Here is a 26674-nt window from a genome sequence, read left to right as displayed (position 1 = left end):
GAAGCGAACCTTCAGGGGGCTTGCTGCGTCGCGAGCGCGCGCGGCGCGCGGGCAGAGCTTGTTGTTCAGCCGCTCCTCAAGGCAGAGTTTCGCAACCACGAAATCAAGTATTGTGGGTTGAATACACATCGTTTTTTGGCCCTTTCAACATTGTGTAATAGAATCGGACAGCACCGTTGACGCGGCGCTTTTGGCAGTGGATCTCAGCGCCATGTTGGCGAAGCTCCGAAATACAGGCGTTCACCGCCATCACTCGTGCCCTACGAACGATTTGGCGGGTCGTGTGGGGCTTTCCGTCCTTCAGGACGCCCAGGACACGCTGCAGGCGCGGAGAGCTGAGTGGCGCGGCATGCACTAGGTCAGCCCTCCTTCCAGCGAAATGCTGTGGCTGGGAACCGCATCGGCCGCTTTGCTGCGGCAAGGAGTGCACATGCGATTGTGTGGCCCGGCGCTGAGAAAGGTGGCGCCGCAGGTGAGGCACTTGCGAATGTCGTTCTCGGCACTGACCAAGCGGGTCTCGCAATCCGTCAGTGCAAACTCATAGCTGTGGAAGAACGGGCTAACCCTGCATCCTTCTGCATTTTTCACCGCGAACTGCTTACCAACCTGCTGAACGCGATATGGTGGCAGGGTGGCGCTCATGACAGCCCCCCCCCAAAACAGCAGGGTAAAGAGCATCACAAACAGCGCTAGTGCGCCGACGGCATCCTCCAGCCAGTACCGCCACTCACCACTCGCCCGCTTTCTGCTCTTGCGCGGGCGAGTGGCCTCCCGACTCTCTTTTGATGTGTGAGCGGTGGCTTCGGTCGGGTGATCAGGGACAGGCAGGTAGCTCAGGCCATCGAGGTTGGCTTTGCAGAGGCTGGAGCCATGCTCGCCAATGAAGCGGGCGGCCTGATTGACTGCTGTAAAGTCTGCTGTTTGGCGGATGGTTTCGATCAGCAGCACGGCGACAGCGGCGCGTTCGTTCGGGGCCAGGCCAAGGGCGATTTCGTGGGCCCGGAGCCGGATGTCGTCATGCGTCATCATGGGGCACCTTTTGGGATTCTGGGGGGCGGGGGATATGGGTCGGCCATTCCAGATCGGCCGGCCAGCTTTCAGAAAGGGCACGAATGCCCTTCTCAACGGTGTCTGCGAACGGTCGTGTGCCGTTTTTGATTCGGTGGAAGAAATCACCCTTCTTGAAGATGCGGCGCGAGACCGCCCAGTGGGTAATGCCTTCGTGGGCACAAATCTGCTCGCACAGATGGATAAGGTTGTTTGTTGCGCTGCTCATGGGTTGCAGTCCCGGCTGGTCGTTATCAGCGCTTTTTCTACGCACTGTCTTGGCGACAGCGGCGTTCGAGCCAAATGATCTAAGTACCGCTATGCGCAACCGCTCAACTTCGTGCCGCGTCGCGTCGATTTCGGCCTGAACTGCCGACCGGAGTTGGGTCTGCTCATGCGTCATCATCAGAATTACCTCGTGGGGCGGGGAACGGGATTCTGTCGGGCCATTCAAGGTCGGCTGGCCAGTTTGCGTGAAACCATTGGAGCGCATCTCTGTAGGTGTGGGCATTGCAGCCCGCACCCTGGCGCAGGCGCGAAAACAATCGCGCATGGCCGACTATCTTGGTGGAGATGGTCGCCTCTGACCTTTGCAAGTGTTGCGCGAGGTTTTCCGCCAACAAAATCAGGTGACCGTAGTCGATGTGAATAAGGTTTTGACTGCTCATAGGTCGCATTATGAAAATTTACATACTTTAGTCAATGTAAATTTTCATACTGGACGGAAAACCTTACTGTTGCAGAATCTAAAAATGTGTAAAATTACACTTCCATGGACCCAAAGCAGATTTATGAGATTCTGGAAGAACGCAGAAAAGCCCGCGGCCTCTCTCAAACAGAGGTTGGGATGCTTGCCTTCAGCAAACCGGACAATGCTCCCTTGCAGAGCCTTCGAAGAGGCTCTTCGCCCTCTGTTGAGCGGCTCTCTGCTTTGGCTGAGGCTCTTGATTTGGAGTTTTATTTCGGAAAGCGGAGGGAGCCTGGCAAGACGCTTCACTGGAAGGCCCCGATACCTCATCATGGCTTCGCCAAATGCGGTGTTCATGGCTGGGGAAAAGATCAACCTGATCTGCCAGCGTTGCCGGCGCCAGATTTCATGAACGATCCCTCGGCGTTCTACGTCACGGCAAGCGGTTCCTCAATGAAGCCTGAAGGAATTGATGCCGGCGATTATTGCCTGGTCTCGCCAGTGCAAGATATTCGCGAGGGGGATCGCATCTGGATAAAGGACAAAAGCGGTGCGACCTCTATTAAGCGCCTGGATGAAATGACGGGCGATCGGCTGAAGCTGCGGGGATGGCTGCCGGTTGAGGGGGGAACGCAAAAGTCTTTCGACGAGGAACAATTCTCTAACTATGTGGCAAAGGCCCATCCGGTCGTCGCGGTTTTCAGGGGCAAGCCCGGCTCTGATCATAGCGAATTCATACCGGACCCGCGTCATATCAGTTTTCCTTTTTCCGCGCCCTCGGCTGCCGGTGATTATGGCGTGATCGCGCTTCATGACGTGCAGGCAGCGGCGGGTCCCGGTCGCCTGAACTGGAACGATCAGGTGATTTCCTCGCTCGCCTTTCCGACGCCCTGGCTGAAGGCGAACGGGATATCGCCAGACATGGCCTCATTAATTTATGTGGACGGCACATCCATGGAGCCGACGCTGAAGGACGGATCTATTGTCATGATCAATCACAATCGCACGGCTATTCGGGGTCGGCGAATGTATGCGTTCAGCCAGGGTGGAGAGCTGCGTGTAAAACGGTTGGAAACACTATCCGGCGGTGACATCCTTGTACTGAGCGATAATGCAGAGTTCTCCAGCGAAGTGATCACGGGCCAGGATGGGCATGATTTCAAAGTTATTGGTGAGGTCGTCTGGTCGGCGTCAAGCTTAGCTCAATAGGAGATGGGGATGATTAAATATTCACTGATGGTGTTTTTTGCTTTTGGCGCAACTGCCGCAATAGCGGAGGATACCCACCTATCACCCGAACAAGAGCAGACCATTTCAGAGGCGTTCAAGGCCGTTTTAATCGACCCTGAAAGCGGGATGCTCTCTGACCTGTCTGCAGCGAAATCGGCGAACGGAACACTTTCAGTGTGTGGTTATATCAACGCGAAAAACCGTTTCGGCGGATACACTGGGAAAGTGCCTTTCTTTGGTACTTTTCGTGATGCTCACTTCGAGGTCAGAAGCGTGGGTCAAGACAGCGACACTCTGCAGCAGGTCATGAACCGCTGCCAGATGTTTGGCATCTGGAACTGATACAGCGACACAGGTCAATATTGTGCGTCGGTTTCTTCTGATATTGTGGTAGGAGCCGCCGAATCGCGTCCCAGTTCGAAAGTTGCATTGCGTGGACGTATATCGGCCTTAGTCTTTGTTTTTGTTGCGTTAATCCATTTCTGGGACGCTAAATTCATTCTGGGACGCCAGCGTCCCAGTTCCGCACACCTCCGAACCGCCGCATTGGGCCAGTTCTCAGCGCTCTTGAACGTCAAAAATCTTTTGTTGAACAGCACTTACGCCCCATCTGGCGCTATGCGTCGCCAGTGGTCCAGAATTTGACATAAGTGCCCTTATGCGGCTTTTCGGGCCGTGTTACTCTGTCAACGCAAGGCGGACGTGCAGCATCGCTGTAGCTTCTCTATGGCACTTATTTTGTTGGGTTTTCCGCCTTCTTCCAGCCTCTTCTATGATCTTCCGCACTCACTGCAGGTATCTCTGTCAACTAACATTCAGCTGATAAGTCCGAACAAAGAGACCGCCCAGGCCACGCCCGCGGCGATTGCGGCGACGGCCACGCCTGCGCTGCCGGCATCCTTGGCCTGTTTCGCCAGCGCGCGTTCGTCTTTGCCGATGTCATCCACCGCGCGTTCAATGGCCGAATTGATCAGCTCGAACGCCAGAACCAGGATGCCCAAAGCCAGGATCAATGCACGATCCGCGCTGTCCAACGGCAACCACAGCGCCAGTGCAGCCGACACCAGATTGGCCCAGACCCAGCTGCGAAACGAGTGTTCGGTGCGCCAGACGTCAACGCATCCGGCCCAGCTCCAGACCACGCGCAGCTTCAGGCGTTTCAGGAAATACAGCATTTGTCTCCTCCGGCCTTGGATCATGCGGCAATTCCCAAGATATGGCCAGACCGAAGCACTTTCGCACACGCAGCAAATTCTTGCGACGGTATTGCTGAGTGCGTGCGTATCAGAGGTGTCATTCGACGTTTGTCGCGGCCGATGCGGCCGAGCCTTTAGCAATTCACGAGAGCACCATGTCTAATCTACGCAAATACGCCACACCGATCACCATTGGCAGTTTTTTCCTGATGGCTGTCACTGGGGTTTTGTTGTTTTTCCACATGAACACCACGCTGAACAAAGTCGCCCATGAATATCTTGGGCTGGTCATGATCGCGGCCGTGGCGTTGCACGTGGTTCTGAACTGGCGCGCCTTCGCTTTGTATTTCAAGAAACCGCTTGCCATGGGGTTGATGGCAGTTTTTGTCGTCGCGCTGGGTCTGAGTTTTGTGTCCGTACCGCAAACAGGAGGGCGGCCTGAATATGCGGTTGTGAATACGGTGATGACGGCACCGATCGAACAGATCGCCTCCATTTTGGGAACGGATACAGCGGGGTTGATTGATCGGCTGGCGGACCAGGGGATCATGGCCTCGATGGGGCAGTCCCTGGTCGATCTGGCCGGACCCGAGCGCGGGGCAGCCCCGGCTCTGTTCGTCACCCTGGCGCCATAGACCCTAGTGTTTCAGCTTGTTCAGGGTATTCGCGTTCGGGCAATGGGCCGGGGCCTCGGTTGCGCCAAAGCCGGTCTCGGCCAGCCAGGCCTCGCATTGTTGCACGCAGGGGCATTTGCGGCATTGCGTCACCAGCTGGGCATAGCCCTGCGCCGAGATACGGCCTTCGCTGAGGGCTTCTGAAAAGCTGAGCCCCATGCTGCGGGCGACAGAACGGGTCAGCCAGAAATGTCTGGCTGGGTCACCTAACGGATAAAGCACACCCATTTTTATGTCCTTTCAGATCCCTCGCGGGTCTCTAGCGTCTGCAAGTCGGAGAAGCGCGCGCAGTTGGCGCAGCTGTCCGGTACGGTGGACGTGCTTGTGTGCCCTTGCAGCCATCGTTCGCACCCGTCAGTCCAGGTGCAGCCACGGCAGTTATGAACCATCCGAGCCCATTCGCTTTGATCCAGTTCACCCTGGTCGAAAGCCGAGACCAGATCGGCACCGGTTGTTTTGGCCATACGTTGGGCCAGCCAATAGTGGCGCTTTCTGTCTCCGAGTGGTTTCAAGGTCAGCTCCTTCAGGTCAGATAGGCAGCACGTCAACGGGTTTCATGATAGGGGCGAAACCGACATGGTGCCTTGATGCGGATCAATCTGCCTGAGCCCCTTTTAGCGAGCGGAACAGATCCTGGTTGCGGCAGTACGACGGCGTGCTTTGCTGTGGGGCTTTGTGCGCGGCCAGCCAGGTGTCGCAATCCTCTGGATTGGTGCAGGCGGTGCAGCGAAGCACAGCATCCGCCAGATCGTCGGGCTGCAATCGCCCTTGCATGGTTGTCTCTTCCAGGTCCAATTCCAGCGCGGTGGCCATATGGTCCACAAGCGTGGCGTGGCGTTTAATCTTGTCTTGGCTCTGCATGGCCCGTTCCTCCGATGCAGTGTTTCTGGTGCCTGAAACGCTAGTCAGAGTCGGGACGAGCACTTTGACCTAGGTCAATGCAGGGCGTCCAGATAGGCCTTCACGCAGGTTTGCACATGGCGAAAGCGGTCTCCGCCTAAATGTTTGCCACCGTACCAGCGCGTGACCACGATCACATGATCGGTCAGGTTTTCACGTTCCAACATGCGAAGAATCACCATGCCCGCGCCGGATTCGCCGTCGTCGTTCTTTACCTGCGTGCCGTCAGAATACAGAACCGCCCAGGTGTTGTGGGTGGCCTTGGCATAGCGTTTGGCGCGTTTGAGCTGCTTCAAAAATGCGGTCACCTCGTCGGGCGAATGCACTCGCCCGCCAGAGACGGCATATCGCGATCCGCGATCATTGACGACGTTATCGATCTGCAACATGGATCATCCTCTGACCAGAGCGCGACGGCGGGTTGGCGTTAAAAGATGACAAGCCGGTATTGGTCTGACGTCAATCCACACGGCATACGCCATAATGACCCGCAGCTTCTTTTTCGAGCACCATTTGGCCTTCCGCAATGGCGCGCAACCTGCCACCATGGAGACAAAGGAACAAGCGGCGAATGATCCCGAAGCGAGGTAGAGATGTTTTCAATCGAGCATGATTTTGATGCGACCGTCATCACTCTAGTGGATGAAGGGTCGCCAAACCTGCAAGAAGACGTGACCATCAACGCGTTTGAAGACTGCATCGTGATCGAACAGCTGGATCCGCGCACGGATTTGGTGGAACGGATCACTCTGTCGATTGCACAGCTCAAGGATTTGTCTGCGGCGCTGGATCTGCCCGAAGGCGTGTATCAGCGCGTGCGCGAAAGTAAAACCGACTAGTCCACCCGAAAAACCTTGTCGCGGCTGGTCTGGCCGCGGATCAAGGTCAGGCGGGATTTGGCCAGACCCAGCTGTTTGGCCAACAGTTTTTGCACAGCGGTGTTCGCCTTGCCGTTTTCAGGAACCGTGGTGACGTAGACCCGGATCACCCCATCCACCAGCGAAACCTGGTTGCGAGATGCTTTGGGGGTGACACGTACGGCGATCTCGGTGCCGGGCATTGCAAGATGGGTAAGTTCGCTCATGGGGGCCTCTGCCGTAGAACCCCGGATTTACACCAATGCCTCTGCCAGAGATAGTGCATGTGAAACCCCAAGGAGGCGAAGATGCGCACAGGTTTTTTCTGGGATGAGAAGTGTTTCTGGCATGCCGGAGGGGACTATGCGCTGACCCTGCCCGTTGGCGAATTCGTTCAGCCACTGGCCGCAGGCGGGCTGCCGGAAAATCCGGAGACCAAGCGACGGTTCAAGAACCTGCTGGATGTGTCGGGCTTGTTGGATGAATTGCATGTCCGTTCAGCCCCTGCCGCCACGCGCGTAGACCTAGAGCGCGTCCATCCGGCCTCGTATCTGGATCAGTTCAAACAACTGTCTGATGCGGGCGGCGGCGATCTGGGCCTGCGCACGCCCTTCCTGAAAGGTGGCTACGAAATTGCGGCACAATCGGCCGGGCTGGCCAAGCAGGCGTTGTTGGACGTGCTGGATGGGGTCTTGGACAACGCCTATGCGCTGTCGCGCCCGCCGGGCCACCACTGTCTGCCCGATTGGCCCAATGGGTTTTGTCTCTTGAACAACATCGGCATCGCGATCGAGGCTGCGCGGGCGGGCGGCAAAGCCAAACGTTTCGCTGTGCTCGATTGGGACGTGCATCACGGCAATGGAACCGAGGCCGTGTTCTATGATCGTGACGACGTGCTGACCATCAGCCTGCATCAGGAACGCAATTACCCGTTGGATACTGGTGACGTCGCCGATCAAGGGACAGGGGCAGGGAAAGGGTTCAATGTGAACGTGCCTTTGCCAGCAGGGACCGGTCACGCGGGGTATCTGCACGCGATAGAGCGGATAGTTCTGCCCAAGCTTCAAGCGTTTAAACCTGACGTGATTGTCATTGCTTGCGGGTTCGACGCGTCGATCTTTGATCCGTTGGCCCATATGCTGTGTACCGCCGAAACCTTTCGCCTGATGACACAACAGGTGATGACGGCCGCCGATCAGCTGTGTGATGGCAAGCTGGTGATGATTCACGAGGGCGGATATTCAGAGGCCTACGTTCCTTTCTGTGGACATGCGGTGATGGAACAGCTGTCGGGCAGCGAGATCACCGCTCCGGATCCCATGGCGCAGGTGGTGGCGCAACGCCAGCCGGGGCCGCGCAGTCAGCAGATGGTTGAACAGCTGATCGGTGAAATGGCCGTGGAATTGGGGCTGGTGGGTTGACCCAGAGGCCATGAGGCCCGACATAGGGCCTGACCCATTTCGAAAGGCCCCAAATGCCCGAAAAGAATTCTGCAGCATTGGAATTTCTGCTCACGCGGCGCTCGCGTCCGCAAAAGACGCTGACCACGCCGGTGCCCACTCGCGAAGACCTGACACCGATCCTGACCGCCGCCGCGCGTACGCCCGATCACGGCAAGCTGGAACCCTGGCGTTTTATCGTTCTGGAACGCGCGGCGCTGCGCCGTTTGGGCGATCTGGCTCGCGCGCGCGCCGAGGATTTGAGCCTGCCCGAAGACAAGGCAACGAAAGGCCCGATGCAGTTTGACACCAGCGATCTTGCGGTGGCTGTGATCGAAGTTCAAAAGGACAGCGAAAAGGTGCCACCGCTTGAACTGACCTATTCTGCGGGTGCGGCCTGTCTGGCGCTGCTGAACGCCGCGCTGGCTGCGGGTTGGGGGGCCAATTGGCTGAGCGGCTGGCCAAGCCATGATCGTTCTTTCATGTCTCAGGGCCTGGGGCTGGCGGATCACGAACGCATCGCGGGTCTGATTCATATCGGTACAGAAAAATCCGCCCCGCCCGAACGTCCCCGTCCAGATCTGGAGAGCATCGTCACATGGCTATCGGATTGATTTTCAGCTCGTTTTTCAAAGCGCTGGGCCAAATCGGAGACCGCCGCTTCCGGCGCGTTCTGATGCTGGGCATCGTGCTGACACTGGCGCTGTTGGTTGGTGTTTTCGCCGCCTTTTTGTGGTTCTTGCAGGTCACTGTCGGCGACGAGGCCGTGATTCCGCTGATCGGTCAGGTGACCTGGCTGGATGATCTGCTGTCCTGGTCCAGTTTCTTGGTGATGATCATCCTGTCGGTGTTCCTGATGGTGCCTGTAGCCTCGGCCATCACCTCGATGTTCCTGGACGAGGTCGCCCAGGCGGTCGAGGATCGCCACTATCCGCATTTGCCACCCGCCACCAAGGTTCCCTTTTGGGATGCGGTAAAGGACAGCGTGAATTTCATGGGGATCCTGATCGGTGCGAACCTTTTGGCGCTGCTGCTATATGTCATCCCGATCTTCACGCCGTTTTCGCTGTTCATCTTCTGGGGGTTGAACGGGTTCTTACTGGGGATGGAGTATTTCACCCTGGTCGCCATTCGGCGCGTCGGGCGTCAGGGCGCGAAAGAGCTACGCAAGCGCTATCGCGGCACGATCTGGATCGCGGGCAGCCTGATGGCCGTGCCTTTGTCCGTGCCTTTGATCAACCTGCTGATCCCTATTCTGGGCGCGGCGACGTTCACCCATATCTACCACGGAGTGACGGGCGGGCGGCGGTAACCCTATTGCCGCCCCAACTGGGCAATGACGGCGCGGCCGGCGGCATGGACCTGCTCGGGCGGGGCTTTGGCGCGTATCAAGGCGGAAATCCCGACCACGGCCATGGAAAAGAAGGCCGCAAGGTCGGCAAGGTTCGCCTGGGCTTCGACGGCGCCGTTGGCGCGCGCGTTCTCCAGGGCGCCCCGGAACCCGTTGTTCAGCCGTGCCAGATACGCATCAACGAACTTTGCGCTGCCAGGGTCTAGCGCGGCGCGCTCAACCGCCGTATTGGCCATCAGGCAGCCAAGCCCATTGAACGGGCCGTCGATGGCGGACGCATATCCAAGAAACGCGTGCTGAATCGTGGTTTCGTCTGCCTCTGGGTCCTCGATTGGGGCAAGCACCCTGGACAAGTTCACCTGAGAGTACCGGTCCAACACCGCTTCGAACAGGCCCTGTTTCGAGCCAAATTCAGCATACATGCTTTTGCGGTTGATCCCCAGTTCTTCGACCAGTTCAGCGGTGCTGGTACCAGAATAACCCTGCCTTCGAAACAGCTCGATCGCTTTGTCCAGCAGGTCATCTCGTTTGTAGCTTTTGGCGTTGGGCATTTGGTCCTCAAAGAATAGTTGTTGACTCAAGGTAACTGATTGGTTACCCCTGTCAAGGTAACTGAATGATTACCTTGCTTTCACGTCCTCGAATGCCCAACAAATGGAGAAGACAAATGAAAATGCTAAAAACCGCCGCAGCAACCGTCGTCGCCCTGTCTCTGGGGGGCGCTGTTCAGGCAGAGTCTCAATCTTCAGAGATTGCCCTGACCTATGTCTGGACCGCCCACGAGGGCATGGAAGAGCGCTTGGTGAATACTTACCAGGCTGTCGGTCAAATCCTGGAGGCGAATGAACCGGGGCTTCTAAGCTATGAGATCGCAGTCTCGGAAACCGGGGATCAAATCGTGATTCACGAGGTATTTTCGGACGGAAACGCGCTGGCCTTCCATCTGTCGGAAACCGCCGCGCAGTTCTTTCCCCAACTGGTGGAATTCGCCACGCCCGGCCCGTTCATCTTTCGCGGGGACGTCCCCGAAGAGTTGAAGGCCGCTGCCTATCAGATGAACATGGGCGCCATTTTCACGGCCGAATGGACAGGATTCGCGCGAAACTGAGCGCTGAATAAAAAACGCCCCCGCATATCGATGCGAGGGCGCTTGGACGTCACTATAAACAAGGCTAGCTGGCCGGCCCCATTCGATTAAACCAGTCGAAATCCCGCACTGAAATCCAACCAGATAGGATAATCCCTGAAATGATCAGCCACAGGATCGCGGCGACGATCGTTGTGATGATCGCTTTTTTCTTCAGCTGATGATGCTCGGGGGCGCCCGCATGGGTGCCGGGAACCACGTCGCCCACGTCCCCTTGCGTCTGCAGACGGATCGGGATCGCGATGAAAAAGGTCATGAACCAGATCACCGCATACAGAACGATGGCCGAGGTGATTGTCATCAGACTTGCTCCAGCTCGACCAGGCAGCCGTTCATGTCTTTGGGGTGCAGGAACAGCACGGGCTTGCCATGAGCGCCGATCTTGGGCTCGCCATTGCCCAGCACGCGCAGGCCGGTGGCCTTCAGCTGATCACGGGCGGCCAGGATGTCGTCGACCTCATAGCACACATGGTGGATGCCCCCGGCCGGGTTCTTTTCCAGGAAACCGGTGATGGGCGAATTGTCCCCCAGCGGATAGAGCAGCTCGATCTTGGTGTTGGGCAGTTCAATGAACACCACGGTGACTCCGTGATCGGGTTCGTCCTGCGGGGTGTTTACCTTGGCACCCAGCGCGGTGCGGTATTGCTCGGATGCGGCTTCCAGATCGGGAACAGCAATTGCGACATGGTTCAGGCGGCCAATCATGGGGGTCTCCTTTTGAAAACGGTTCGCGCTGTTATGTAACGCACGGTGCTGCGGTTCAAGCTGTCAGGGGGACGCATCCGACCAACGCACAAGGCACCTGCGGAATGTTAACGCCAAATTCACCAAAGTTGACCCATCCTGAGTTGTGCCATCATCAGCAGGAGGATGCCCGAATGGACGATCGTGATCTTTTCCAGTCAGCCCGGTTTCCCACACCCTCGCGGCCCTTGTTGGGCCTGACCATTCTGGTGGTCGAGGACAGTCGCTTTGCGTGCGAGGCGATCCGTATGATGTGTGTCAGATCCGGGGCTCGGATTCGGCGGGCCGATTGTATTTCCTCGGCCGAGCGGCATTTGCAAGTCTATCGTCCCTCGGTGATGATTGTGGATCTGGGCCTGCCGGATGGGAACGGAGCAGACCTGATTGCGGCGTTGAACGTTGCCACCCCGCGCATCCCTGTGATCCTGGGGACCAGCGGGGACGATCTGGCACAGGATGCGTGCCTGGCGGCCGGAGCCGATGGTTTCCTGTCCAAACCCGCGCACAGCCTGGCCGAATTCCAAGAGCTTATTCTGTCCTGTCTACCCGAAGACCAGCGCCCGATGGGGCCGCGCGTCATCAATGACGAGGAAATCATGCCGGACGAGATTGCCTTTCGTGATGATCTGGCTCATGCGGCCGAACTGTTGTGCGATGGCACGAACGACAAGCTGCTGGACTATATCGCCCAGTTTGTAACCGGTATCGCGCGCAGCGCCCATGACGGTGCGCTGTTGACCGCTGGCGAGGCGCTGACGATCTCGCGTATGCGCGGCAAATCCTGTCGCTCGGATGTGGCGCGGCTGGCCGGGCTGGTTCAGGAGCGTCTCAGCGAGCCCGAACCCGTCTAGCGCGCCAGCGTCGGGTCTGATGCGACGCGGGCCAACCGGGTCAGATCTGCGAGGCTTTCGTTCTGCCGTCCACGCTCGTCAAAATTGGAGGGCGACAACCAGACCGCAAAGGCTTCTTTCAGTGCGGGCCAATCTTTGTCCGTGGCGGCAAACCAGGCTGTATCGCGGTTCCGCCCCTTGACGACGGTATGCTGACGAAACAGCCCTTCGTAGCTCAGACCCAGCCGCTGGGCTGCCCGGCGCGAGGGGGAGTTCAAGGCATCGCATTTCCATTCAAACCGACGATATCCAACGCCAAACGACCATTCCATCATCAGGAAAAATGCTTCGGTGGCGGCGCGTGTCTGTTGGATTTGCGGCGACAGATTAATTGCGCCCAGCTCGATTGATCCGGCGTGCGGTGTGATGCGCATCAGGCTGGCGACACCGCCATAAGCCTGTTTTTCCTTGTCGTAGATCGCAAAGAAATACGGGTCGGTCCCGGCGGCCATTTCGCGAATCCAGCGATGAAACTGTGCGGCGGACCCGAACGGGCCCCAGGGCAGATAATCCCAGGTTTGGTCATGGCCATCAAATGCGCGAAACAGCAACGCGGCGTGGTCCTCGGCGTTCAATCGCTCCAGTCGAGCGTAGCGCCCTTCCAGGCGCGTCAGGTTTGGAACAGGTGGAACTGTCCAGCCCTGTATGATCGGACCAACTGGTCTTTCTGGTGACATCGCGACCTCCGGTGCGGCATACACCACAGCACGGTAATACAGCGTGAATGCAGGCAAAAGCCCAATTGTTACAGGATCAGGCCCGGATCCGCTCCAAGCTCCATTCCCGGGAAAACCGCGCCTTCCAGGGTGTAGCGCTCCAGGCCAAAGAGCCCACGCATCATCCAGGCCGCATGGGCGCGCACATCGCGCGTGGGCATCAGGTCGCGGCCCTTGTACAAATCGGCCTGCGACAGCCCCGGCCAGTCGCCGTAAACCTGCCCGCCCCGGATTGCACCACCGGCCAGAATCATCGCGCCTCCGGTTCCGTGATCGGTGCCCTTGGTGCCGTTCTGGCGCACGGTGCGCCCAAATTCTGTCATCGCGACCACGCCGGTCTTTTCCCAAGTCGATCCCAGAGTCTCTCGCAGCACCAATAGCGCGTCGGTCAGTTGGGCAGCGGCACGATGAATGGCAGCGTGCTGACCCCGATGCGTGTCCCATCCGCCGATCGAGAACGAGGCGATGCGGGCGTCCTGACGCAATTGTTTGCCGGTGAACTGGGCGATCTGGCGGATGCCTTGCGTGCCTTTTCCGACCACCCCGGCAACCTCGCCGGATCCCATGGTGTCATTTTCGGGCATTGCCGTCAGACCACCCTCGGAGGTTTCCAACAGCATGGCGGCCTCGTCAAAAGCATCGGCAAAGGCCGGGTCATCGTGCAAGATCAACTCGGCCAGGCGACGCCCCTGCGGGCTAAGGCGCAGCCGCACATCGGGCGACCAGTTCGATACCGGCGCCTCTCCGGACAAGAGCAGCATGTTTTCATGCCCGACAGCAAAGGCGAATTTGGGCGCGATTCCCGGCACCGTTTGCAGCATCCAATTCAGCCAGCCATCACGCGCACTGGCTGGGCCCAGGGTGGGGGTGCCGGCCTCGAGCAGATCCTGACCATCGAAATGGCTGCGCTTGTCCCGATACGGAGTCGAAACAGCGTGGACAAAGGCCAGTTCTTGGGCCTTCCACAAGGGCATCAACGGGGCCATGGCAGGATGCAAGGCAAAGAACCCGTCAAGATCCAGCGGGCGCGCATCGTTTCGCGGCCTCAGCGTTGGGCGCGCCTGGGCGAAATCGCGATCCCCATAGGGTTGCACGATGTCCAGCCCGTCCATGGCGCCGCGCAGGATGATCACCACCAGGCGGTTGTCAAATGGTGCCGAGGCGAAGCTGACCGGTGTCACCAGCGGGCTGGCCGCTGCGGAACAGCCCAAGGCCAGCGCACGACCAAGGACGGCACGACGGGTTAGCGGGATCTGTGTCATCTGGTGTTCTCCTGTCATCGGCGCTGAAACGCCGGAGAGATCAGTACAAGGGCGATGCCTTCTGGCCGGTTCTCGGCGGCACGCGCGGCAAATCGAACCGAATCCGGCGCCTCGGGGCCCAACGCGATCTCGACGAAATCGCGCGGGTCTGGCAGCTGAGAGCGCAGCAGAGCATTCGGGGTCTGCAAAGCCCATTCCATCCGCGCCGCCAGCCCCTGCGGCGTGATCCAGTACGCGTCTTCCTCGGGCCAGCCATCTGGTCCCAGCGGTTGCTCATAGGGTTGCCCCATCCGCCGAAGGGGGCGAATGAAATGGCGTTTTACCCGTTGCTCGACATCATTGGCCTTCCCCTTGAACGGGGTGTCGGCGACGGCCAATGCGCGCATGGCACCCGAAATAAAGTCCAGAGGCGGTTTCACATTCGTGCGGGTGTGCCCCCAGGCGTCAGGGTGCGACAGCATGGTGCGATAGACCTGCGCCAGGTTTCCCGAGCTCGCCATCCAGGTGTCCGTCATCTCGGCGATTAATCCAGTCGAGGCCGCGTCAGACACGAAATGAGTTGCCAGTTTCCAGCAAAGATGCCGCGCCGTCGCCGGGTGCACGGCCAGATCGGCCAAAACCTGATGGACGTCCGCCAGCTTGGCCGGATCACCCCCATAGGTCTGGTCCAGAACGGTTTCGGCCCCGGGCTCGGCCCAATTGGGTTTGAACGTAACCGTATATTCCTTGGACAATGTCAGGCCCGTCAGCAGTTCCGCCAACTGACGCACATCGGTCTGCGTATAGGGGCCATCCACCCCCAATGTGTGCAGTTCCAGAATTTCACGTGCCAGGTTTTCGTTCAGTCCCCGAAGGCGTCCCTTGGCCCTGATTTTGGCCTGAATTTTGGCCTCGGGTCCGATCGAATTCATCTGGTCCAGATAGCTAAGCATCACCGGATTGGTCACCCCGGCAATCAGCAGATCCGCGAAGGGACCGTTCAGATAGGGCCGCACATGGCTTTCTGCATTGGGTAGGGATCCCCGCCGCAAGACCGCGCCAAAGCCGCGCACCGTAAAATGATCGGCCCAGAAACTGACAAGCCTTTCGCGAAACCCATCCTGCGTATAGCTGCGCCGGGCCAGGTTCTGCATCAGCCAGTTGCCCTGCGCCATCCGTGTGTCGCGCACCGCCCGGCGGTATTGCTTGTCGAACTGCTCCTCTTCTGCCTTGGTTTTCGCGGTTCTGCGCGCTTTTCTCAGCGCCTCGACCGCGACCATGCGCTCGCGCAACTGATCATAGGTGTCAATCGGATAGGCGTGGGCCATTTCGTCGGGCCCGGTCAGCCGAGACAGCATCTGCCCGACCGAGTCAGGCGGGGCGATGCCAGGGGCCAGCCCAAAACCAAACCGAAGGTCCGCAAGATAAGGATCAAAAGCCATGAACAAGCTCCGCGTGGTGTCAGCTAAGAGTATAGCGTGAATTGCTGCGATCTCAGATAACATCAGCGCGAAACGGCCCGCTATCCAATGACAAGCGGAAATATGCGTCGGACATGTGGTCTGATCGGCGGCGTGCCGCCGATGGCGCATTAAAAAACGCCCAAGCGCATGCCTGGGCGTTTGAATTGGCGTCGGGTTGGGGCGATCAGTCCTGAGGAATCACCCGCAGCGATAGCTCCATCAGCTGATCCGAGCTGGGATCCGAGGGCGCCTGCATCATCAGGTCCTCGGCGCGTTGGTTCATCGGGAACATGATGACCTCGCGGATGTTGGCCGTGTCGGCCAGCAGCATCACGATCCGGTCGATCCCAGCTGCACAGCCACCGTGGGGCGGGGCGCCATATTGGAACGCCTGATACAGCGCGCCAAAGCGGCTTTTGACCTCGGCTTCGTCATAGCCCGCGATTTCAAACGCCTTCAGCATCACGTCGGGCTTGTGGTTCCGGATTGCGCCGGAGACCAGCTCGTACCCGTTGCAGGCCAGATCGTACTGATAGCCCAGAACGTCCAGCGGGTTGCCGTTCAGCGCGTCCAGACCACCTTGGGGCATCGAGAACGGGTTGTGCTCGAAATCGACCGCGCCGGTTTCTTCGTCTTGTTCATAGATCGGGAAGTCCACGATCCAGGCAAAGGCAAAGCGGTCCTTGTCGGTCAGGCCCAGTTCGTTGCCGATCACGTCGCGCGCCTTGCCGGCGACCTTTTCGAATGCCTTGGGCTTGCCACCCAGGAAGAAGGCCGCGTCGCCGATGTTCAGGCCCAGCTGTTGGCGGATCGCCTCGGTGCGCTCAGGCCCGATGTTCTTGGCCAGCGGACCGGCGGCTTCCATGCCACCCTCGACCTCGCCGGATTTCAGCTTGGCCTGGGCTTCCTTCACGGTGATGCCCAGTTCCTGCGCGACCGCATCGGCGGTTTTCTCGCGCCAGAAGATATAGCCCATGCCGGGCAGACCTTCGCCTTGGGCGAACTTGTTCATCCGGTCACAGAATTTACGACCGCCGCCGGTGGGGGCGGGGATGGCGCGCACCTCGGTGCCTTCGTTTTCCAGCAGGTTGGCAAAGATCGCAAAGCCCGAGCCGCGGAAATGTTCGGAGACATCCTGCATCTTGATCGGGTTGCGCAGGTCGGGCTTATCCGTGCCGTACCATTTCGCCGCGTCCTTATACGAGATTTGCGGCCAGTCCTGATCAACCTTCCGGCCACCGCCGAATTCTTCGAAGATGCCGGTCAGCACGGGCTGGATGGTGTCGAACACGTCCTGCTGTTCCACGAACGACATCTCCAGGTCCAGCTGGTAGAAATCGGTGGGCGAGCGGTCGGCGCGCGGATCTTCGTCGCGGAAACAGGGCGCGATCTGGAAATACTTGTCATAGCCCGACATCATGATCAGCTGCTTGAACTGCTGCGGGGCTTGCGGCAGGGCGTAGAACTTGCCCGGATGCAGACGCGAGGGCACCAGGAAGTCGCGCGCACCTTCGGGCGAGGACGCAGTGATGATCGGGGTCTGGTATTCGCGGAAGTCCTGTTCCCACATCCGGCGGCGCATCGAGGCCACAACGTCCGAGCGCAGGGTCATGTTGTTCTGCATCACCTCGCGGCGCAGATCCAGATAGCGGTACTTCAGGCGGGTTTCTTCAGGATATTCCTGATCGCCGAACACCATCAGCGGCAGCTCGTCCGAGGCGCCCAGCACCTCGATGTCGCGCACGAACACTTCGACCTCACCGGTGGGCAGTTTGGGGTTCACCAGTTCGGGGTCGCGCGCTTTGACGTTGCCATCAATGCGGATACACCATTCGCTGCGGACCTTTTCCACCTCGGCGAAAACCGGGCTGTCAGGGTCGCACAGGACTTGGGTCACGCCATAATGGTCGCGCAGGTCGATGAACAGGATGCCGCCGTGATCCCGGACCCGGTGGACCCAGCCCGACAGGCGGACGGTGTCGCCCACGTTGGATTTGTTCAGCTCGGCGCAGGTATGGCTGCGATATGCGTGCATTTTGTGACCTTTCATCAGGCATCGGCGGCGCAGAGGTCTGCGCAAAGTTCGTCCGTATTCGTCCGGGCCGATACACAAGGTTGCGGCGCTATTGTCAAGCAATGTGGGTGAATTGAGCACATTCGGGCGCCCAAACGCCCCGTGTCGATCCGCGCAGCGAATTGATCAGGTGGATCGAGCGGGCCGCGCGCAGGTCTTTCAGGGTCAGAACGGCCTCTTTTACCTGGCCTGTGTTCAGCAGGCTTTGGCGATAGACACCGGCCAGACACCCCGAGGCCAGCGGAGGCGTCAGCTGTTCGCCATCGGGGGTGGTGATGCTGATATTGGTGATCGTGCCCTCGCAGACCTCATCGCGCTCGTTCAGCAGGATGGCTTCGTCCACGCCACCGGGCAGCGCCGCGCGGGCCAAATCATAGACGGCACGCTGGGTGGTCTTGTGGCGCAACAGCGGATTGGCTGAATCCAGCCGCTGATCTGCGATGACAAACCGCATTTCGGTCATCCGCGCGGGCATAGGAAATGTTTCCAGCTCCAAGGCGCCGTCCTGCGCTAGCATCAGCCGACAGCGCAGCGAGGCTGGGCCGGTGATTTTATCCAGCAGCGCCTCGGCTGCGTCCCGATCATGCGCAAAGCCCAAAGCCCGCGCCGACCCCATCAGCCGCGACACATGCAAACCCTGCCGCGCGACCCCCTGGCCGGGGACATAGCCGAAGGTTTCGATCAGGCGGGTTCCGGCTGGAACATCGCATAGCGGGCTTTCCATAGGGCCTCCTCGTATTCTGCGTCTGCGGTGCTGTCCCAGACCAGTCCGCCGCCGACGTTCAGCGTCGCGCGATCTCCGTCCAGCATCACCGTGCGGATCGCCACGTTAAAGCACGACCGCCCGTCCGGCGCTGCCCAACCGATGGTGCCGCAATAGGCCTCGCGGGGCCAGGGTTCCAGCTCGCGGATGATCTGCATCGCCCGCAGTTTCGGCGCCCCGGTGATCGACCCGCAAGGATACAGCGCCTTGAAAATGTCAGACAGCCCGGTACCGGGCAGTAACTTGCCTTGGACGGTCGAGACCATCTGATGCACGGTCGCATAGGTTTCGACTTTGAACAGGTCAGGCACCTTCACAGACCCGATTTCGCAAATCCGGCTGATATCGTTGCGCAGCAGATCCACGATCATAAGGTTCTCGGCCTGGTTTTTCTCATCAGCAGCCAGGGCGGTGCGCTGCGTCGCGTCGGCGTCCGGGTCGGTCAGCCGGGGCAGGGTGCCTTTCATCGGACGGGTCTGGATGCGGCCCTCGGCATCCGTTTGGAAAAACAACTCGGGCGAGCGGGACAGCAGCGCCGGACCGTCCGATTGTTCGACCAGAACGCCATGGCCCACAGATTGCCGCGCGGCCAGGGCTGCATAAAGCCCCCGCGCCGTGCCCTGAACTGTCGCATCAATGGGAAAAGTAAGGTTCGCCTGATAAATGTCCCCCGCGCCGATATAGTCGTGCACATCCTGAAAGGCGCGGGCATAGCGGCTGGCGTCCCAACGCGGTTGCAACTGGTGCACGGCGCCATCCGCGATCAGGGGCTCTGCGGTCTTGGGCCCGCGAAAACACCCAAACCGCAACAAAGGCAACCCGCGCCCCTTTGGCATCAGGGGCAGCAATCGAGGTTCCAGCGCATAGCCCAGCTCGTAGCTGGCATAGCCCGCCAGCCAATACCCTTCAGCGCGGGCCTTGTCCAAACGCGCCAACGCAGCGGGGACATCCGAGGCGTCCCAGGCGAGGATCTCGTCCAGCGGATCGGTGAATTCTTCGGGTAATCCGGTCGGGCCGGCATCAAATCTTAGTCGCAAGGCTTCTCACCGCACGTGATGTGCCCTCCCCATGCCAGCTATAGCGTATCGACGCGCGGGGTACAGTCCAGACACGACGGATCAAAGATGTTTTGTGATCCCTCTTGCGCCTTGCCGTTCGTTAGCTATAACCCACGACAATTTGCGTGGGGTGAGTTTTAGCCCCGCGTTGTGCTGCCCAACCGCCAGAGTCCAAGAGGTCCGCCATGCCCAAAAGAACAGACATCTCCTCGATCATGATCATTGGTGCGGGGCCGATTGTTATCGGGCAGGCATGCGAATTCGACTACTCGGGTGCCCAGGCCTGTAAGGCGCTGCGCGAAGAAGGCTACCGGGTGATCCTGGTGAACTCGAACCCGGCGACGATCATGACCGACCCCGGCCTGGCGGATGCGACCTATATCGAGCCCATCACCCCCGAAGTGGTCGCCAAGATCATCGAGAAAGAGCGCCCCGACGCGCTGCTGCCGACCATGGGTGGTCAGACCGGCCTGAACACCAGCCTGGCACTGGAAGAAATGGGCGTGCTGGAAAAATTCGGCGTGGAAATGATCGGCGCCAAGCGCGACGCCATCGAAATGGCCGAGGACCGCAAACTGTTCCGCGAGGCGATGGACCGCATCGGACTGGAAAACCCCAAGGCCACCATCGTCACCGCGCCCAAGAAATACAACGGCGACGCCGATCTGGAAGCCGGTGTTCAGATGGCGCTGGACGAGCTGGAAGAGATCGGCCTGCCCGCCATCATCCGTCCGGCCTTTACTCTGGGCGGCACCGGTGGCGGCGTGGCCTATAACCGCGAGGACTACATCCACTTCTGCCGCACCGGCATGGATGCCAGCCCCGTGAACCAGATCCTGGTCGATGAATTGCTGCTGGGCTGGAAAGAATATGAAATGGAGGTCGTGCGCGACCGGGCCGACAACGCGATCATCGTGTGTTCGATTGAAAACGTCGATCCGATGGGCGTGCATACCGGCGACTCGATCACCGTGGCGCCCGCGTTGACGCTGACTGACAAGGAATACCAGATCATGCGCTCGGCCTCGATCGCTGTTCTGCGTGAAATCGGCGTGGAAACCGGCGGTTCGAACGTGCAGTGGGCCGTGAACCCGGCCGATGGCCGTATGGTCGTGATCGAAATGAACCCGCGTGTGTCGCGCTCGTCCGCGCTGGCGTCCAAGGCCACCGGTTTCCCGATTGCGAAAATCGCCGCGAAACTGGCCGTGGGCTATACCCTGGACGAGCTGGACAACGACATCACCAAGGTCACCCCGGCCTCGTTCGAGCCGACCATCGACTATGTCGTCACCAAGATCCCGAAATTCGCCTTCGAGAAATTCCCCGGCTCGGAACCCTACCTGACCACCGCGATGAAATCCGTGGGCGAGGCGATGGCCATCGGCCGCACCATCCACGAATTGCTGCAAAAGGCGCTGGCGTCCATGGAATTGGGCCTGACCGGCTTTGACGAGGTGGAAATCGAAGGCGCGCCCGACAAGGCCGCCGTGATCAAGGCGATCAGCAAACAGACCCCGGACCGGATGCGCACCATCGCTCAGGCGATGCGCCATGGTCTGACCAACGATGAAATTCACGCGACCACCATGTTCGACCCGTGGTTCCTGGCTCGCATCCGCGAGATCATCGAGGCCGAGGACGAGGTCCGCAAAGACGGCCTGCCCGTCACCGAAGAAGGTCTGCGCAAACTGAAGATGATGGGCTTTACCGATGCCCGTCTGGCCACTCTGACCGGCCGGACCGAGGCCAACGTGCGCCGCGCCCGTCAGAACCTGGGTGTGAACGCCGTCTTCAAACGCATCGACACCTGCGCCGCCGAATTCGAGGCGCAAACGCCCTATATGTACTCGACCTACGAAGCCCCGATGATGGGCGAAGTGGAATGCGAGGCGCGCCCCTCGGATCGCAAAAAGGTCGTCATCCTGGGGGGCGGTCCGAACCGGATCGGCCAGGGGATCGAGTTCGATTACTGCTGCTGTCACGCCTGTTTCGCGCTGACGGATGCGGGTTACGAAACCATCATGGTCAACTGTAACCCCGAAACCGTGTCCACCGACTATGACACTTCGGATCGCCTGTATTTCGAGCCGCTGACCTTTGAAAACGTGATGGAAATCCTGCGGGTCGAGCAGCAAAACGGCACGCTGCACGGTGTGATTGTTCAGTTTGGCGGTCAGACACCGCTGAAACTGGCCAACGCCCTGTTCGAAGAAGGCATCCCGATCCTGGGCACCAGCCCCGACGCGATTGACCTGGCCGAGGACCGCGAGCGGTTCCAGCAGCTGGTCAACAAGCTGGAGCTGAAGCAGCCCAAGAACGGCATCGCAAGCACCGACGCGCAGGCCCTGGCCATCGCCGAGGAAATCGGCTTCCCGCTGGTGATCCGCCCCTCCTATGTTCTGGGTGGCCGCGCGATGGAGATCGTCCGCGACATGGCCCAGCTGGAACGTTATATCGCCGAGGCCGTGGTGGTGTCGGGCGACAGCCCGGTCCTGCTGGACAGCTACCTGTCGGGTGCGATCGAATGTGACGTCGATGCCCTGTCGGACGGCAAAACCGTCCACGTCACCGGCATCATGCAGCACATCGAAGAGGCCGGCGTGCACTCGGGTGACAGTGCCTGTTCGCTGCCCCCTTACAGCCTGCCCGAAGACATCATCAGCGAAATCAAGCGCCAGACCGAAGCCTTGGCCTTGGCGTTGAATGTGGTTGGCCTGATGAACGTGCAGTTCGCGGTGAAAGATGGCGAGATCTACCTGATCGAGGTGAACCCCCGTGCCTCGCGGACTGTGCCGTTCGTTGCCAAGGCGACCGACAGCGCTATCGCCTCGATCGCGGCGCGCCTGATGGCGGGCGAGCCGATGGAAAACTTCCCCTTCCGCGGTGCCTACCCCGAGGGCGCGACCCCCGGCAGCCTGCCGATGGCGGATCCGATGACCTTGGCCGATCCGAACATGCCCTGGTTCAGCGTTAAAGAGGCCGTGCTGCCCTTTGCCCGTTTCCCCGGTGTGGACACGATCCTGGGGCCGGAAATGCGCTCGACCGGCGAGGTCATGGGGTGGGACACGTCCTTCCCGCTCGCCTTCCTCAAGGCGCAGCTGGGCGCGGGCAGTGATCTGCCGACTTCGGGCAAGGTGTTTGTCTCGATTAAGGATGATGACAAGACGGACCTGATGATCGAGGCCGCGAAAACCTTGACCGAGCTGGGCTTTGGTCTGGTCGCGACTCGTGGCACCGCTGGCTGGTTGCAGGCAAATGGCGCCGAGTGCGAGGTCGTGAACAAGGTTTACGAAGGCCGCCCCAACATCGTGGACATGCTGAAGGACGGCGAGATCACCTTGGTTCTGAACACCACCGAGGGCGCGCAATCGGTGTCGGACAGCCGCGAAATCCGCTCGGTCGCGCTGTATGACAAGATCCCGTATTTCACCACGGCCGCCGGAGCTCAGGCCGCAGCGCAAGCCATGAAAGCCCGCGCTGAAGGTGATTTCGGAGTGAAAGCGCTGCAGGGATAGTCCTGCAGCTTCGCCTAGCTATCGTTTGAAACCGAAGGCTTGGGGTCGTTGCTGGCGGTACATTTCGCTAGCAATTTGGCGAACTCATCGAAGGATTGCGCGGATTCTCGTAGACCAGCGCTGCGGCCTCCAATTCCTTCTTCTCCTGATCGGTTTACTGCCGAATTAAGGCTACCCAAAACAGTGGAATAATCGGCGACATCCCTCACCACACGTTCGCGCGCCGAAATGCGAACATAATCGATTGCTCCTTGGGTAAGAGTAATCGCGGCGGCTTCCGGTGCGACGCCAAATGCATCGCCAATTTTCGCGATCGTGGCGATACAGTTCAGCTGTTTTGAGGCTTGATAGATCGACTGGATCGCTGCCTTTGGCGATGTACGCGTTGCTAGTTGAGAGCTCATCGCCCCTGCCACGCCGCGTTTTGCCAACACCGCGTCGCTGGTCGTGCCCGCGGCACCGACAACGACAGACCCTGCAGCGGCCAAAGTCAAAAAAGCAAACGCATCCTGAGCACCAGATACTCTGGCTGCGGCGCTTAGATATTCTTTTGACAATTGGTCGGCGTAGTTTCCAATCGAAACCATTGAATTTCGACTGGTTGTTTTGTTTGCGCGTTCTTCGGCCTTTTCAATTTGCTGATCAGCACAACCCGCAAGTGTGGAGATGGCTAGTACAATTAGGATGTGTTTCATAGTTCCCCCTGATTCCAGTTTGAGAAGGGAATTATAGAATGAATAACAATTTAAAGTAGATTGACGCTTGAATTGAGTTGTGGGCAAAGGACGAATCACACCCTATAGGGGCGCTAATGGCCTCAATCAGTCTATCTATGATAGAAAGTAGAGTCGGAGTATCGGCGCTCGAAAAATCTATGCTGCAGATGCAAAATTTTTCGGCGACATAAAAATAATTTAATTACAATGTGTTAGGGAGTCTGGCGTTGGGTGGCCTGCAGAACTAGCCTCTATCTTCCGCCAATTTGCGCAGTGTCACAGAATTTTCACGACAAACTTTCCCAAAATAACCTATACTTAAGGGTATAGAGCAAGCGTCAAAGCTGGATCCCCAATCGGCACCGACGGCCAGTTTTATTTCATCTGGTTATGCTCTGGCACTATGAAAAAGGCCTTGGCGGACCCCAAGTCACCGTCTAGGGCGCCGGTTTTCATAATACCTTTTTAAAATTGCTGAGGCCTTCCGAGAAATCGGAAGGCCTCAATTCTGTGCAACCTTATCAGGTAGGTCCCAGCTTCGGATTTGGCGTTTATGAGGCTTCCTCTTCCAGGTGCAGCTTCATCTCGATCAGGACATGTTGCAGCGCCAGGGTTTCCTTTAAGAGGCGCTTGGCCTCGTTGATGGTGATGACGCCGTCCTCGATGGACTGGTTATATTCGGCCATCAACATCGCGAAACGTTGGCTGAGGGCGATGACATCCGAATTGATGCCGCCGTTGTCCGAGTTCTTGCGGTCTTCGTTGTAAGACAGCGAAATTCCTCGCAAATCCGCCAGGGCGCTGGTGACGTGCGGGTGGCTGGCTGCGGCTTCCAGCGCGGCCACTGCATCGATTGGCATGAAACGGTCTTTGTGTTCCGGGTTGTCAGAGTAGTAGCGCCCCAGCGTCGCTTTGGACTTGCCGGTCAGCGAACAGGCGGCCTCGATACCCACATCTTTGACCAAGGCTTCGGTGTGCTTTTTCAGATATCCTGATGCGACTGACATTCTTGACCTCTTCTACCCCCGGTGAGGGGGAAAACCTTCTATCGTTTCCCATTAATCATTTTCTGAAGCTATGTCATTGCTAAAGCTGACCCTGGTCGGTTTCAGGGGCAAAGAAGTTGTTTGAATGTAACAAGTTGCCGGTTTTCGTGATTGGCAATTAAGCGTTTCGGGTCAATGTGTGCAGACCTGAAGCAGGCCGGGCAACCGGTCAAAATGGCGAGACCGCGGCACAGGTACCCGTGCCGATCATCCCCAGGGCATTGCCCGTCAGTACGTTCCTGACCGTAGTCTCGCCAGGCTCAAATCGCGCTTGATCCCGGCCGAAATTGCCGACAAAACCAGCGCTATGGCCAAGCTCTATTTCCACTATTCGACCATGAACGCCGGCAAATCGACCGTTCTTCTGCAAGCCTCGCATAACTATCGTGAACGCGGGATGCAGACCTATCTGTTGACTGCGCAGTTCGACAATCGTGCGGGGCAGGGACGGGTGGCCTCGCGGATCGGGATCGGGTCCGAGGCGGATACTTTCAGCGCCGGACAGGACCTGTTTACCCGGGTTCAGCAGCGCCTGGCCAAGGGCCCGGTGGCCTGTGTTTTCGTGGACGAGGCGCAGTTTCTGGAAAAAGAGCAGGTCTGGCAATTGGCGCGGGCGGTGGATGATCTGAACGTCCCGGTGATGTGCTATGGGCTGCGGGTCGATTTCCGAGGCGAGCTGTTCCCCGGATCGGCGGCTTTGCTGGCGCTGGCGGATGAAATGCGAGAGGTCCGCACGATCTGCCATTGCGGGAAAAAGGCGACGATGGTGGTGCGGATGGGGCCCGATGGGACGGTGCTGACGGATGGGGCGCAGGTTCAGATCGGCGGAAACGAAACCTATGTGTCCCTGTGCCGTCGTCATTGGCGTGAAAGCGTTGGCGACGCCCAATAGAAAAGGGCGCCCCGCAGGACGCCCTTTCAAAACAGCGATTGCCAGCGATCAGACCTTCAGGTTCGGAATGATCTGTTTTTTGCGGCTCATGACGCCGGGCAGGACAACAGTGTCGCCGGTCACGGTGGCGCCGAAGGATTTCTCGGCCACGCCTTTGACCAGATCGTTGGGAACCAGCAGGGTGGCTTCTTCGTTCAGGATGTCTACGGCGAACAGCAGAACTTCGTCCACGCCGTCCTCTTTGGCGACATCTGCGAACGAGGCCATCAGGCTGTCCTTGCGGTCCAGAACCAGTTTCGGTGCGGTGGTTTCCAGAACCGAGACGCGGAACTTGGTGCCGTCGACTTCGTATTCCTTGCTGTCCATGCGGATCAGTTCAGCATCCGAAAACGCCGAGATGTCGGATTTGGCTTCGAACATTTCGCTGGCATAGGCGGCCACGTCCACACCCAGATCGGCGGCCAGCGCCTCGACCACTTCGCGGTCACGGTCGGTGGTGGTGGGCGAGCGGAATTCCAGCGTATCCGAGATGATGCAGCTCAGCGCGGCGCCTTTGATGGCTTCGGGCATCTTGGCGGCGTCGTCACCCATCAGGTCGTACATGATGGTGGCGGTGCAGGCCAGCGGACGGATGGTGATGTCGATCGGGCCTTTGGTTTCCAGGCCGCCGACCAGCTTGTGGTGGTCGATGATCGCGGTGATGTCGGCATCGTTGATCGCGTCGGGCAGCTCGGCGGGGTTGTTGGTGTCCACGATGACCACGGGCGCGCCGGCTTCGACACCGTCGATGATTTCAGGCTTGTCCAGGTTCCAGCGCTCCAGCACGAACAGAGCCTCGGTGTTGGGCTCGCCCAGCAATTTGGGGGCCGCGGCCACGCCTTTGACTTCGTTCAGGTACCAGGCCCAGACGATGGGCGATCCGGTGGAGTCGGTATCGGGGGATTTATGGCCAAAAACCTGGGTGGTCATGTCGAGATTCCTATTCAAATTGGGTCATTTTGGGCGTCTTATACGCAACCAGTGGGGG

The 26674-nt window shown here is 59.0% G+C and carries 31 protein-coding genes; 11 read left to right on the top strand and 20 right to left on the bottom strand.

Annotation, left to right across the window (positions count from 1 at the left end; all coding sequences use genetic code 11):
- Nucleotides 1-354 precede the first annotated feature (354 nt).
- Both ACXADQ_RS03510 and ACXADQ_RS03505 read right to left on the bottom strand, forming a co-directional pair.
- A complete protein-coding gene (locus tag ACXADQ_RS03510; RefSeq protein ID WP_475315567.1) occupies nt 355-1029 on the bottom strand; it encodes a hypothetical protein in 675 nt (224 codons plus the stop codon).
- On the bottom strand, nt 1016-1453 hold the full coding sequence (locus tag ACXADQ_RS03505; RefSeq protein ID WP_475315562.1) for a hypothetical protein: 438 nt from the start codon (nt 1451-1453) through the stop codon (nt 1016-1018). The genes ACXADQ_RS03510 and ACXADQ_RS03505 overlap by 14 nt, the downstream gene beginning before the upstream one ends.
- A gap of 366 nt (nt 1454-1819) precedes the next feature.
- On the opposite strand from ACXADQ_RS03505, the gene ACXADQ_RS03500 reads away from it, so the two are divergent.
- The gene (locus ACXADQ_RS03500) at nt 1820-2944 is read left to right on the top strand and encodes a S24 family peptidase (RefSeq protein ID WP_475315558.1); all 1125 of its coding nucleotides are present in this window, start codon (nt 1820-1822) and stop codon (nt 2942-2944) included.
- 9 nt (nt 2945-2953) lie between these two features.
- Entirely contained in the window at nt 2954-3307 is a 354-nt protein-coding gene (locus tag ACXADQ_RS03495) for a hypothetical protein (RefSeq protein ID WP_475315555.1), read from the top strand.
- 473 nt (nt 3308-3780) lie between these two features.
- Here the strand turns inward: ACXADQ_RS03495 and ACXADQ_RS03490 are convergent, their stop codons facing one another.
- Entirely contained in the window at nt 3781-4140 is a 360-nt protein-coding gene (locus ACXADQ_RS03490; protein ID WP_475315551.1) for a diacylglycerol kinase, read from the bottom strand.
- Nucleotides 4141-4316: 176 nt separating this feature from the next.
- On the opposite strand from ACXADQ_RS03490, the gene ACXADQ_RS03485 reads away from it, so the two are divergent.
- A complete protein-coding gene (locus tag ACXADQ_RS03485) occupies nt 4317-4796 on the top strand; it encodes a DUF4405 domain-containing protein (RefSeq protein WP_475315546.1) in 480 nt (159 codons plus the stop codon).
- A gap of 3 nt (nt 4797-4799) precedes the next feature.
- Here the strand turns inward: ACXADQ_RS03485 and ACXADQ_RS03480 are convergent, their stop codons facing one another.
- From ACXADQ_RS03480 to ACXADQ_RS03465, 4 genes are all read right to left on the bottom strand, one after another.
- Complete coding sequence (locus ACXADQ_RS03480) at nt 4800-5063, bottom strand: DUF6455 family protein (protein ID WP_475315542.1); 264 nt, start codon at nt 5061-5063, stop codon at nt 4800-4802.
- Between the two features lie 2 nt (nt 5064-5065).
- Nucleotides 5066-5347 carry a DUF6455 family protein gene (locus ACXADQ_RS03475; RefSeq protein ID WP_475315538.1) on the bottom strand — a complete coding sequence of 94 codons (282 nt, stop codon included), beginning with the start codon at nt 5345-5347 and terminating at the stop codon, nt 5066-5068.
- Nucleotides 5348-5429: 82 nt separating this feature from the next.
- A complete protein-coding gene (locus tag ACXADQ_RS03470; protein ID WP_475315534.1) occupies nt 5430-5696 on the bottom strand; it encodes a DUF6455 family protein in 267 nt (88 codons plus the stop codon).
- Between the two features lie 74 nt (nt 5697-5770).
- Nucleotides 5771-6124, bottom strand: coding sequence for a YigZ family protein (locus ACXADQ_RS03465; RefSeq protein WP_475315532.1), 354 nt, complete (start codon nt 6122-6124; stop codon nt 5771-5773).
- Nucleotides 6125-6328: 204 nt separating this feature from the next.
- Between ACXADQ_RS03465 and ACXADQ_RS03460 the strand changes: the two genes are divergently transcribed.
- Nucleotides 6329-6574: a hypothetical protein gene (locus ACXADQ_RS03460; protein ID WP_475315530.1), complete on the top strand. Its 246-nt coding sequence runs from the start codon at nt 6329-6331 to the stop codon at nt 6572-6574.
- On the opposite strand, the gene ACXADQ_RS03455 is transcribed toward ACXADQ_RS03460, so the two are convergent.
- Nucleotides 6571-6819 carry a DUF167 domain-containing protein gene (locus tag ACXADQ_RS03455; protein WP_475315528.1) on the bottom strand — a complete coding sequence of 83 codons (249 nt, stop codon included), beginning with the start codon at nt 6817-6819 and terminating at the stop codon, nt 6571-6573. The two genes, ACXADQ_RS03460 and ACXADQ_RS03455, sit on opposite strands and share 4 nt — an antisense overlap.
- Before the next feature lie 81 nt (nt 6820-6900).
- Here ACXADQ_RS03455 and ACXADQ_RS03450 point away from each other — a divergent pair, with 81 nt between their 5' ends.
- Genes ACXADQ_RS03450 through ACXADQ_RS03440 form a run of 3 tightly spaced genes read left to right on the top strand, consistent with a single transcriptional unit; the run spans nt 6901 to nt 9343 of the window.
- Nucleotides 6901-8013 carry a class II histone deacetylase gene (locus ACXADQ_RS03450; RefSeq protein WP_475315524.1) on the top strand — a complete coding sequence of 371 codons (1113 nt, stop codon included), beginning with the start codon at nt 6901-6903 and terminating at the stop codon, nt 8011-8013.
- Nucleotides 8014-8066: 53 nt separating this feature from the next.
- Nucleotides 8067-8645 carry a nitroreductase family protein gene (locus ACXADQ_RS03445; RefSeq protein WP_475315521.1) on the top strand — a complete coding sequence of 193 codons (579 nt, stop codon included), beginning with the start codon at nt 8067-8069 and terminating at the stop codon, nt 8643-8645.
- Nucleotides 8630-9343 carry an EI24 domain-containing protein gene (locus tag ACXADQ_RS03440; RefSeq protein ID WP_475315518.1) on the top strand — a complete coding sequence of 238 codons (714 nt, stop codon included), beginning with the start codon at nt 8630-8632 and terminating at the stop codon, nt 9341-9343. The genes ACXADQ_RS03445 and ACXADQ_RS03440 overlap by 16 nt, the downstream gene beginning before the upstream one ends.
- Before the next feature lie 2 nt (nt 9344-9345).
- Here ACXADQ_RS03440 and ACXADQ_RS03435 read toward each other — a convergent pair whose 3' ends face one another.
- Nucleotides 9346-9933, bottom strand: a complete 588-nt coding sequence (locus ACXADQ_RS03435; protein WP_475315516.1) for a TetR/AcrR family transcriptional regulator — start codon at nt 9931-9933, stop codon at nt 9346-9348.
- 116 nt (nt 9934-10049) lie between these two features.
- Between ACXADQ_RS03435 and ACXADQ_RS03430 the strand changes: the two genes are divergently transcribed.
- Complete coding sequence (locus tag ACXADQ_RS03430; RefSeq protein ID WP_475315512.1) at nt 10050-10490, top strand: putative quinol monooxygenase; 441 nt, start codon at nt 10050-10052, stop codon at nt 10488-10490.
- Between the two features lie 64 nt (nt 10491-10554).
- Here the strand turns inward: ACXADQ_RS03430 and ACXADQ_RS03425 are convergent, their stop codons facing one another.
- Both ACXADQ_RS03425 and mce read right to left on the bottom strand, forming a co-directional pair.
- Nucleotides 10555-10830 (bottom strand): DUF1467 family protein, encoded by a 276-nt coding sequence (locus ACXADQ_RS03425; protein ID WP_475315508.1) that lies wholly within the window; start codon nt 10828-10830, stop codon nt 10555-10557.
- Nucleotides 10830-11234, bottom strand: coding sequence for a methylmalonyl-CoA epimerase (gene mce, locus ACXADQ_RS03420; protein WP_475315504.1), 405 nt, complete (start codon nt 11232-11234; stop codon nt 10830-10832). The genes ACXADQ_RS03425 and mce overlap by 1 nt, the downstream gene beginning before the upstream one ends.
- A 173-nt stretch (nt 11235-11407) precedes the next feature.
- Here mce and ACXADQ_RS03415 point away from each other — a divergent pair, with 173 nt between their 5' ends.
- Nucleotides 11408-12124: a response regulator gene (locus ACXADQ_RS03415; protein ID WP_475315501.1), complete on the top strand. Its 717-nt coding sequence runs from the start codon at nt 11408-11410 to the stop codon at nt 12122-12124.
- Here ACXADQ_RS03415 and ACXADQ_RS03410 read toward each other — a convergent pair.
- From ACXADQ_RS03410 to ACXADQ_RS03385, 6 genes are all read right to left on the bottom strand, one after another.
- The gene (locus ACXADQ_RS03410; RefSeq protein ID WP_475315498.1) at nt 12121-12840 is read right to left on the bottom strand and encodes a GNAT family N-acetyltransferase; all 720 of its coding nucleotides are present in this window, start codon (nt 12838-12840) and stop codon (nt 12121-12123) included. The genes ACXADQ_RS03415 and ACXADQ_RS03410 overlap by 4 nt on opposite strands.
- A gap of 68 nt (nt 12841-12908) precedes the next feature.
- Nucleotides 12909-14141, bottom strand: coding sequence for a DUF1501 domain-containing protein (locus ACXADQ_RS03405; RefSeq protein WP_475315493.1), 1233 nt, complete (start codon nt 14139-14141; stop codon nt 12909-12911).
- A gap of 14 nt (nt 14142-14155) precedes the next feature.
- Complete coding sequence (locus tag ACXADQ_RS03400; protein ID WP_475315488.1) at nt 14156-15562, bottom strand: DUF1800 domain-containing protein; 1407 nt, start codon at nt 15560-15562, stop codon at nt 14156-14158.
- Nucleotides 15563-15767: 205 nt separating this feature from the next.
- The gene (aspS, locus tag ACXADQ_RS03395; RefSeq protein WP_475315486.1) at nt 15768-17618 is read right to left on the bottom strand and encodes an aspartate--tRNA ligase; all 1851 of its coding nucleotides are present in this window, start codon (nt 17616-17618) and stop codon (nt 15768-15770) included.
- A 94-nt stretch (nt 17619-17712) separates the two neighbouring features.
- Nucleotides 17713-18381 carry an aminotransferase class IV family protein gene (locus ACXADQ_RS03390; protein WP_475315484.1) on the bottom strand — a complete coding sequence of 223 codons (669 nt, stop codon included), beginning with the start codon at nt 18379-18381 and terminating at the stop codon, nt 17713-17715.
- Nucleotides 18339-19457 carry an aminodeoxychorismate synthase component I gene (locus tag ACXADQ_RS03385; RefSeq protein WP_475315482.1) on the bottom strand — a complete coding sequence of 373 codons (1119 nt, stop codon included), beginning with the start codon at nt 19455-19457 and terminating at the stop codon, nt 18339-18341. Before ACXADQ_RS03385 ends, ACXADQ_RS03390 begins: the two co-directional genes overlap by 43 nt.
- Nucleotides 19458-19663: 206 nt before the next feature.
- On the opposite strand from ACXADQ_RS03385, the gene carB reads away from it, so the two are divergent.
- Complete coding sequence (carB, locus tag ACXADQ_RS03380) at nt 19664-22993, top strand: carbamoyl-phosphate synthase large subunit (RefSeq protein WP_475315480.1); 3330 nt, start codon at nt 19664-19666, stop codon at nt 22991-22993.
- Between the two features lie 14 nt (nt 22994-23007).
- Here the strand turns inward: carB and ACXADQ_RS03375 are convergent, their stop codons facing one another.
- Together ACXADQ_RS03375 and ACXADQ_RS03370 are read right to left on the bottom strand one after the other, a co-directional pair.
- Entirely contained in the window at nt 23008-23688 is a 681-nt protein-coding gene (locus ACXADQ_RS03375; RefSeq protein ID WP_475315476.1) for a hypothetical protein, read from the bottom strand.
- A gap of 572 nt (nt 23689-24260) precedes the next feature.
- A complete protein-coding gene (locus tag ACXADQ_RS03370) occupies nt 24261-24716 on the bottom strand; it encodes a hypothetical protein (RefSeq protein ID WP_475315472.1) in 456 nt (151 codons plus the stop codon).
- Nucleotides 24717-25062: 346 nt separating this feature from the next.
- Between ACXADQ_RS03370 and ACXADQ_RS03365 the strand changes: the two genes are divergently transcribed.
- Nucleotides 25063-25647, top strand: coding sequence for a thymidine kinase (locus tag ACXADQ_RS03365; RefSeq protein WP_475326027.1), 585 nt, complete (start codon nt 25063-25065; stop codon nt 25645-25647).
- Nucleotides 25648-25695: 48 nt separating this feature from the next.
- Here ACXADQ_RS03365 and ACXADQ_RS03360 read toward each other — a convergent pair whose 3' ends face one another.
- Nucleotides 25696-26616: a manganese-dependent inorganic pyrophosphatase gene (locus tag ACXADQ_RS03360; RefSeq protein ID WP_475315469.1), complete on the bottom strand. Its 921-nt coding sequence runs from the start codon at nt 26614-26616 to the stop codon at nt 25696-25698.
- Nucleotides 26617-26674 lie beyond the last annotated feature (58 nt).

It is taken from the genome of Thalassovita sp. ABM4_323 (assembly GCF_056158665.1).
The sequence above is the reverse complement of the archived record's forward strand: the minus strand, read 5'-3'. Positions and strand labels throughout refer to the sequence as shown.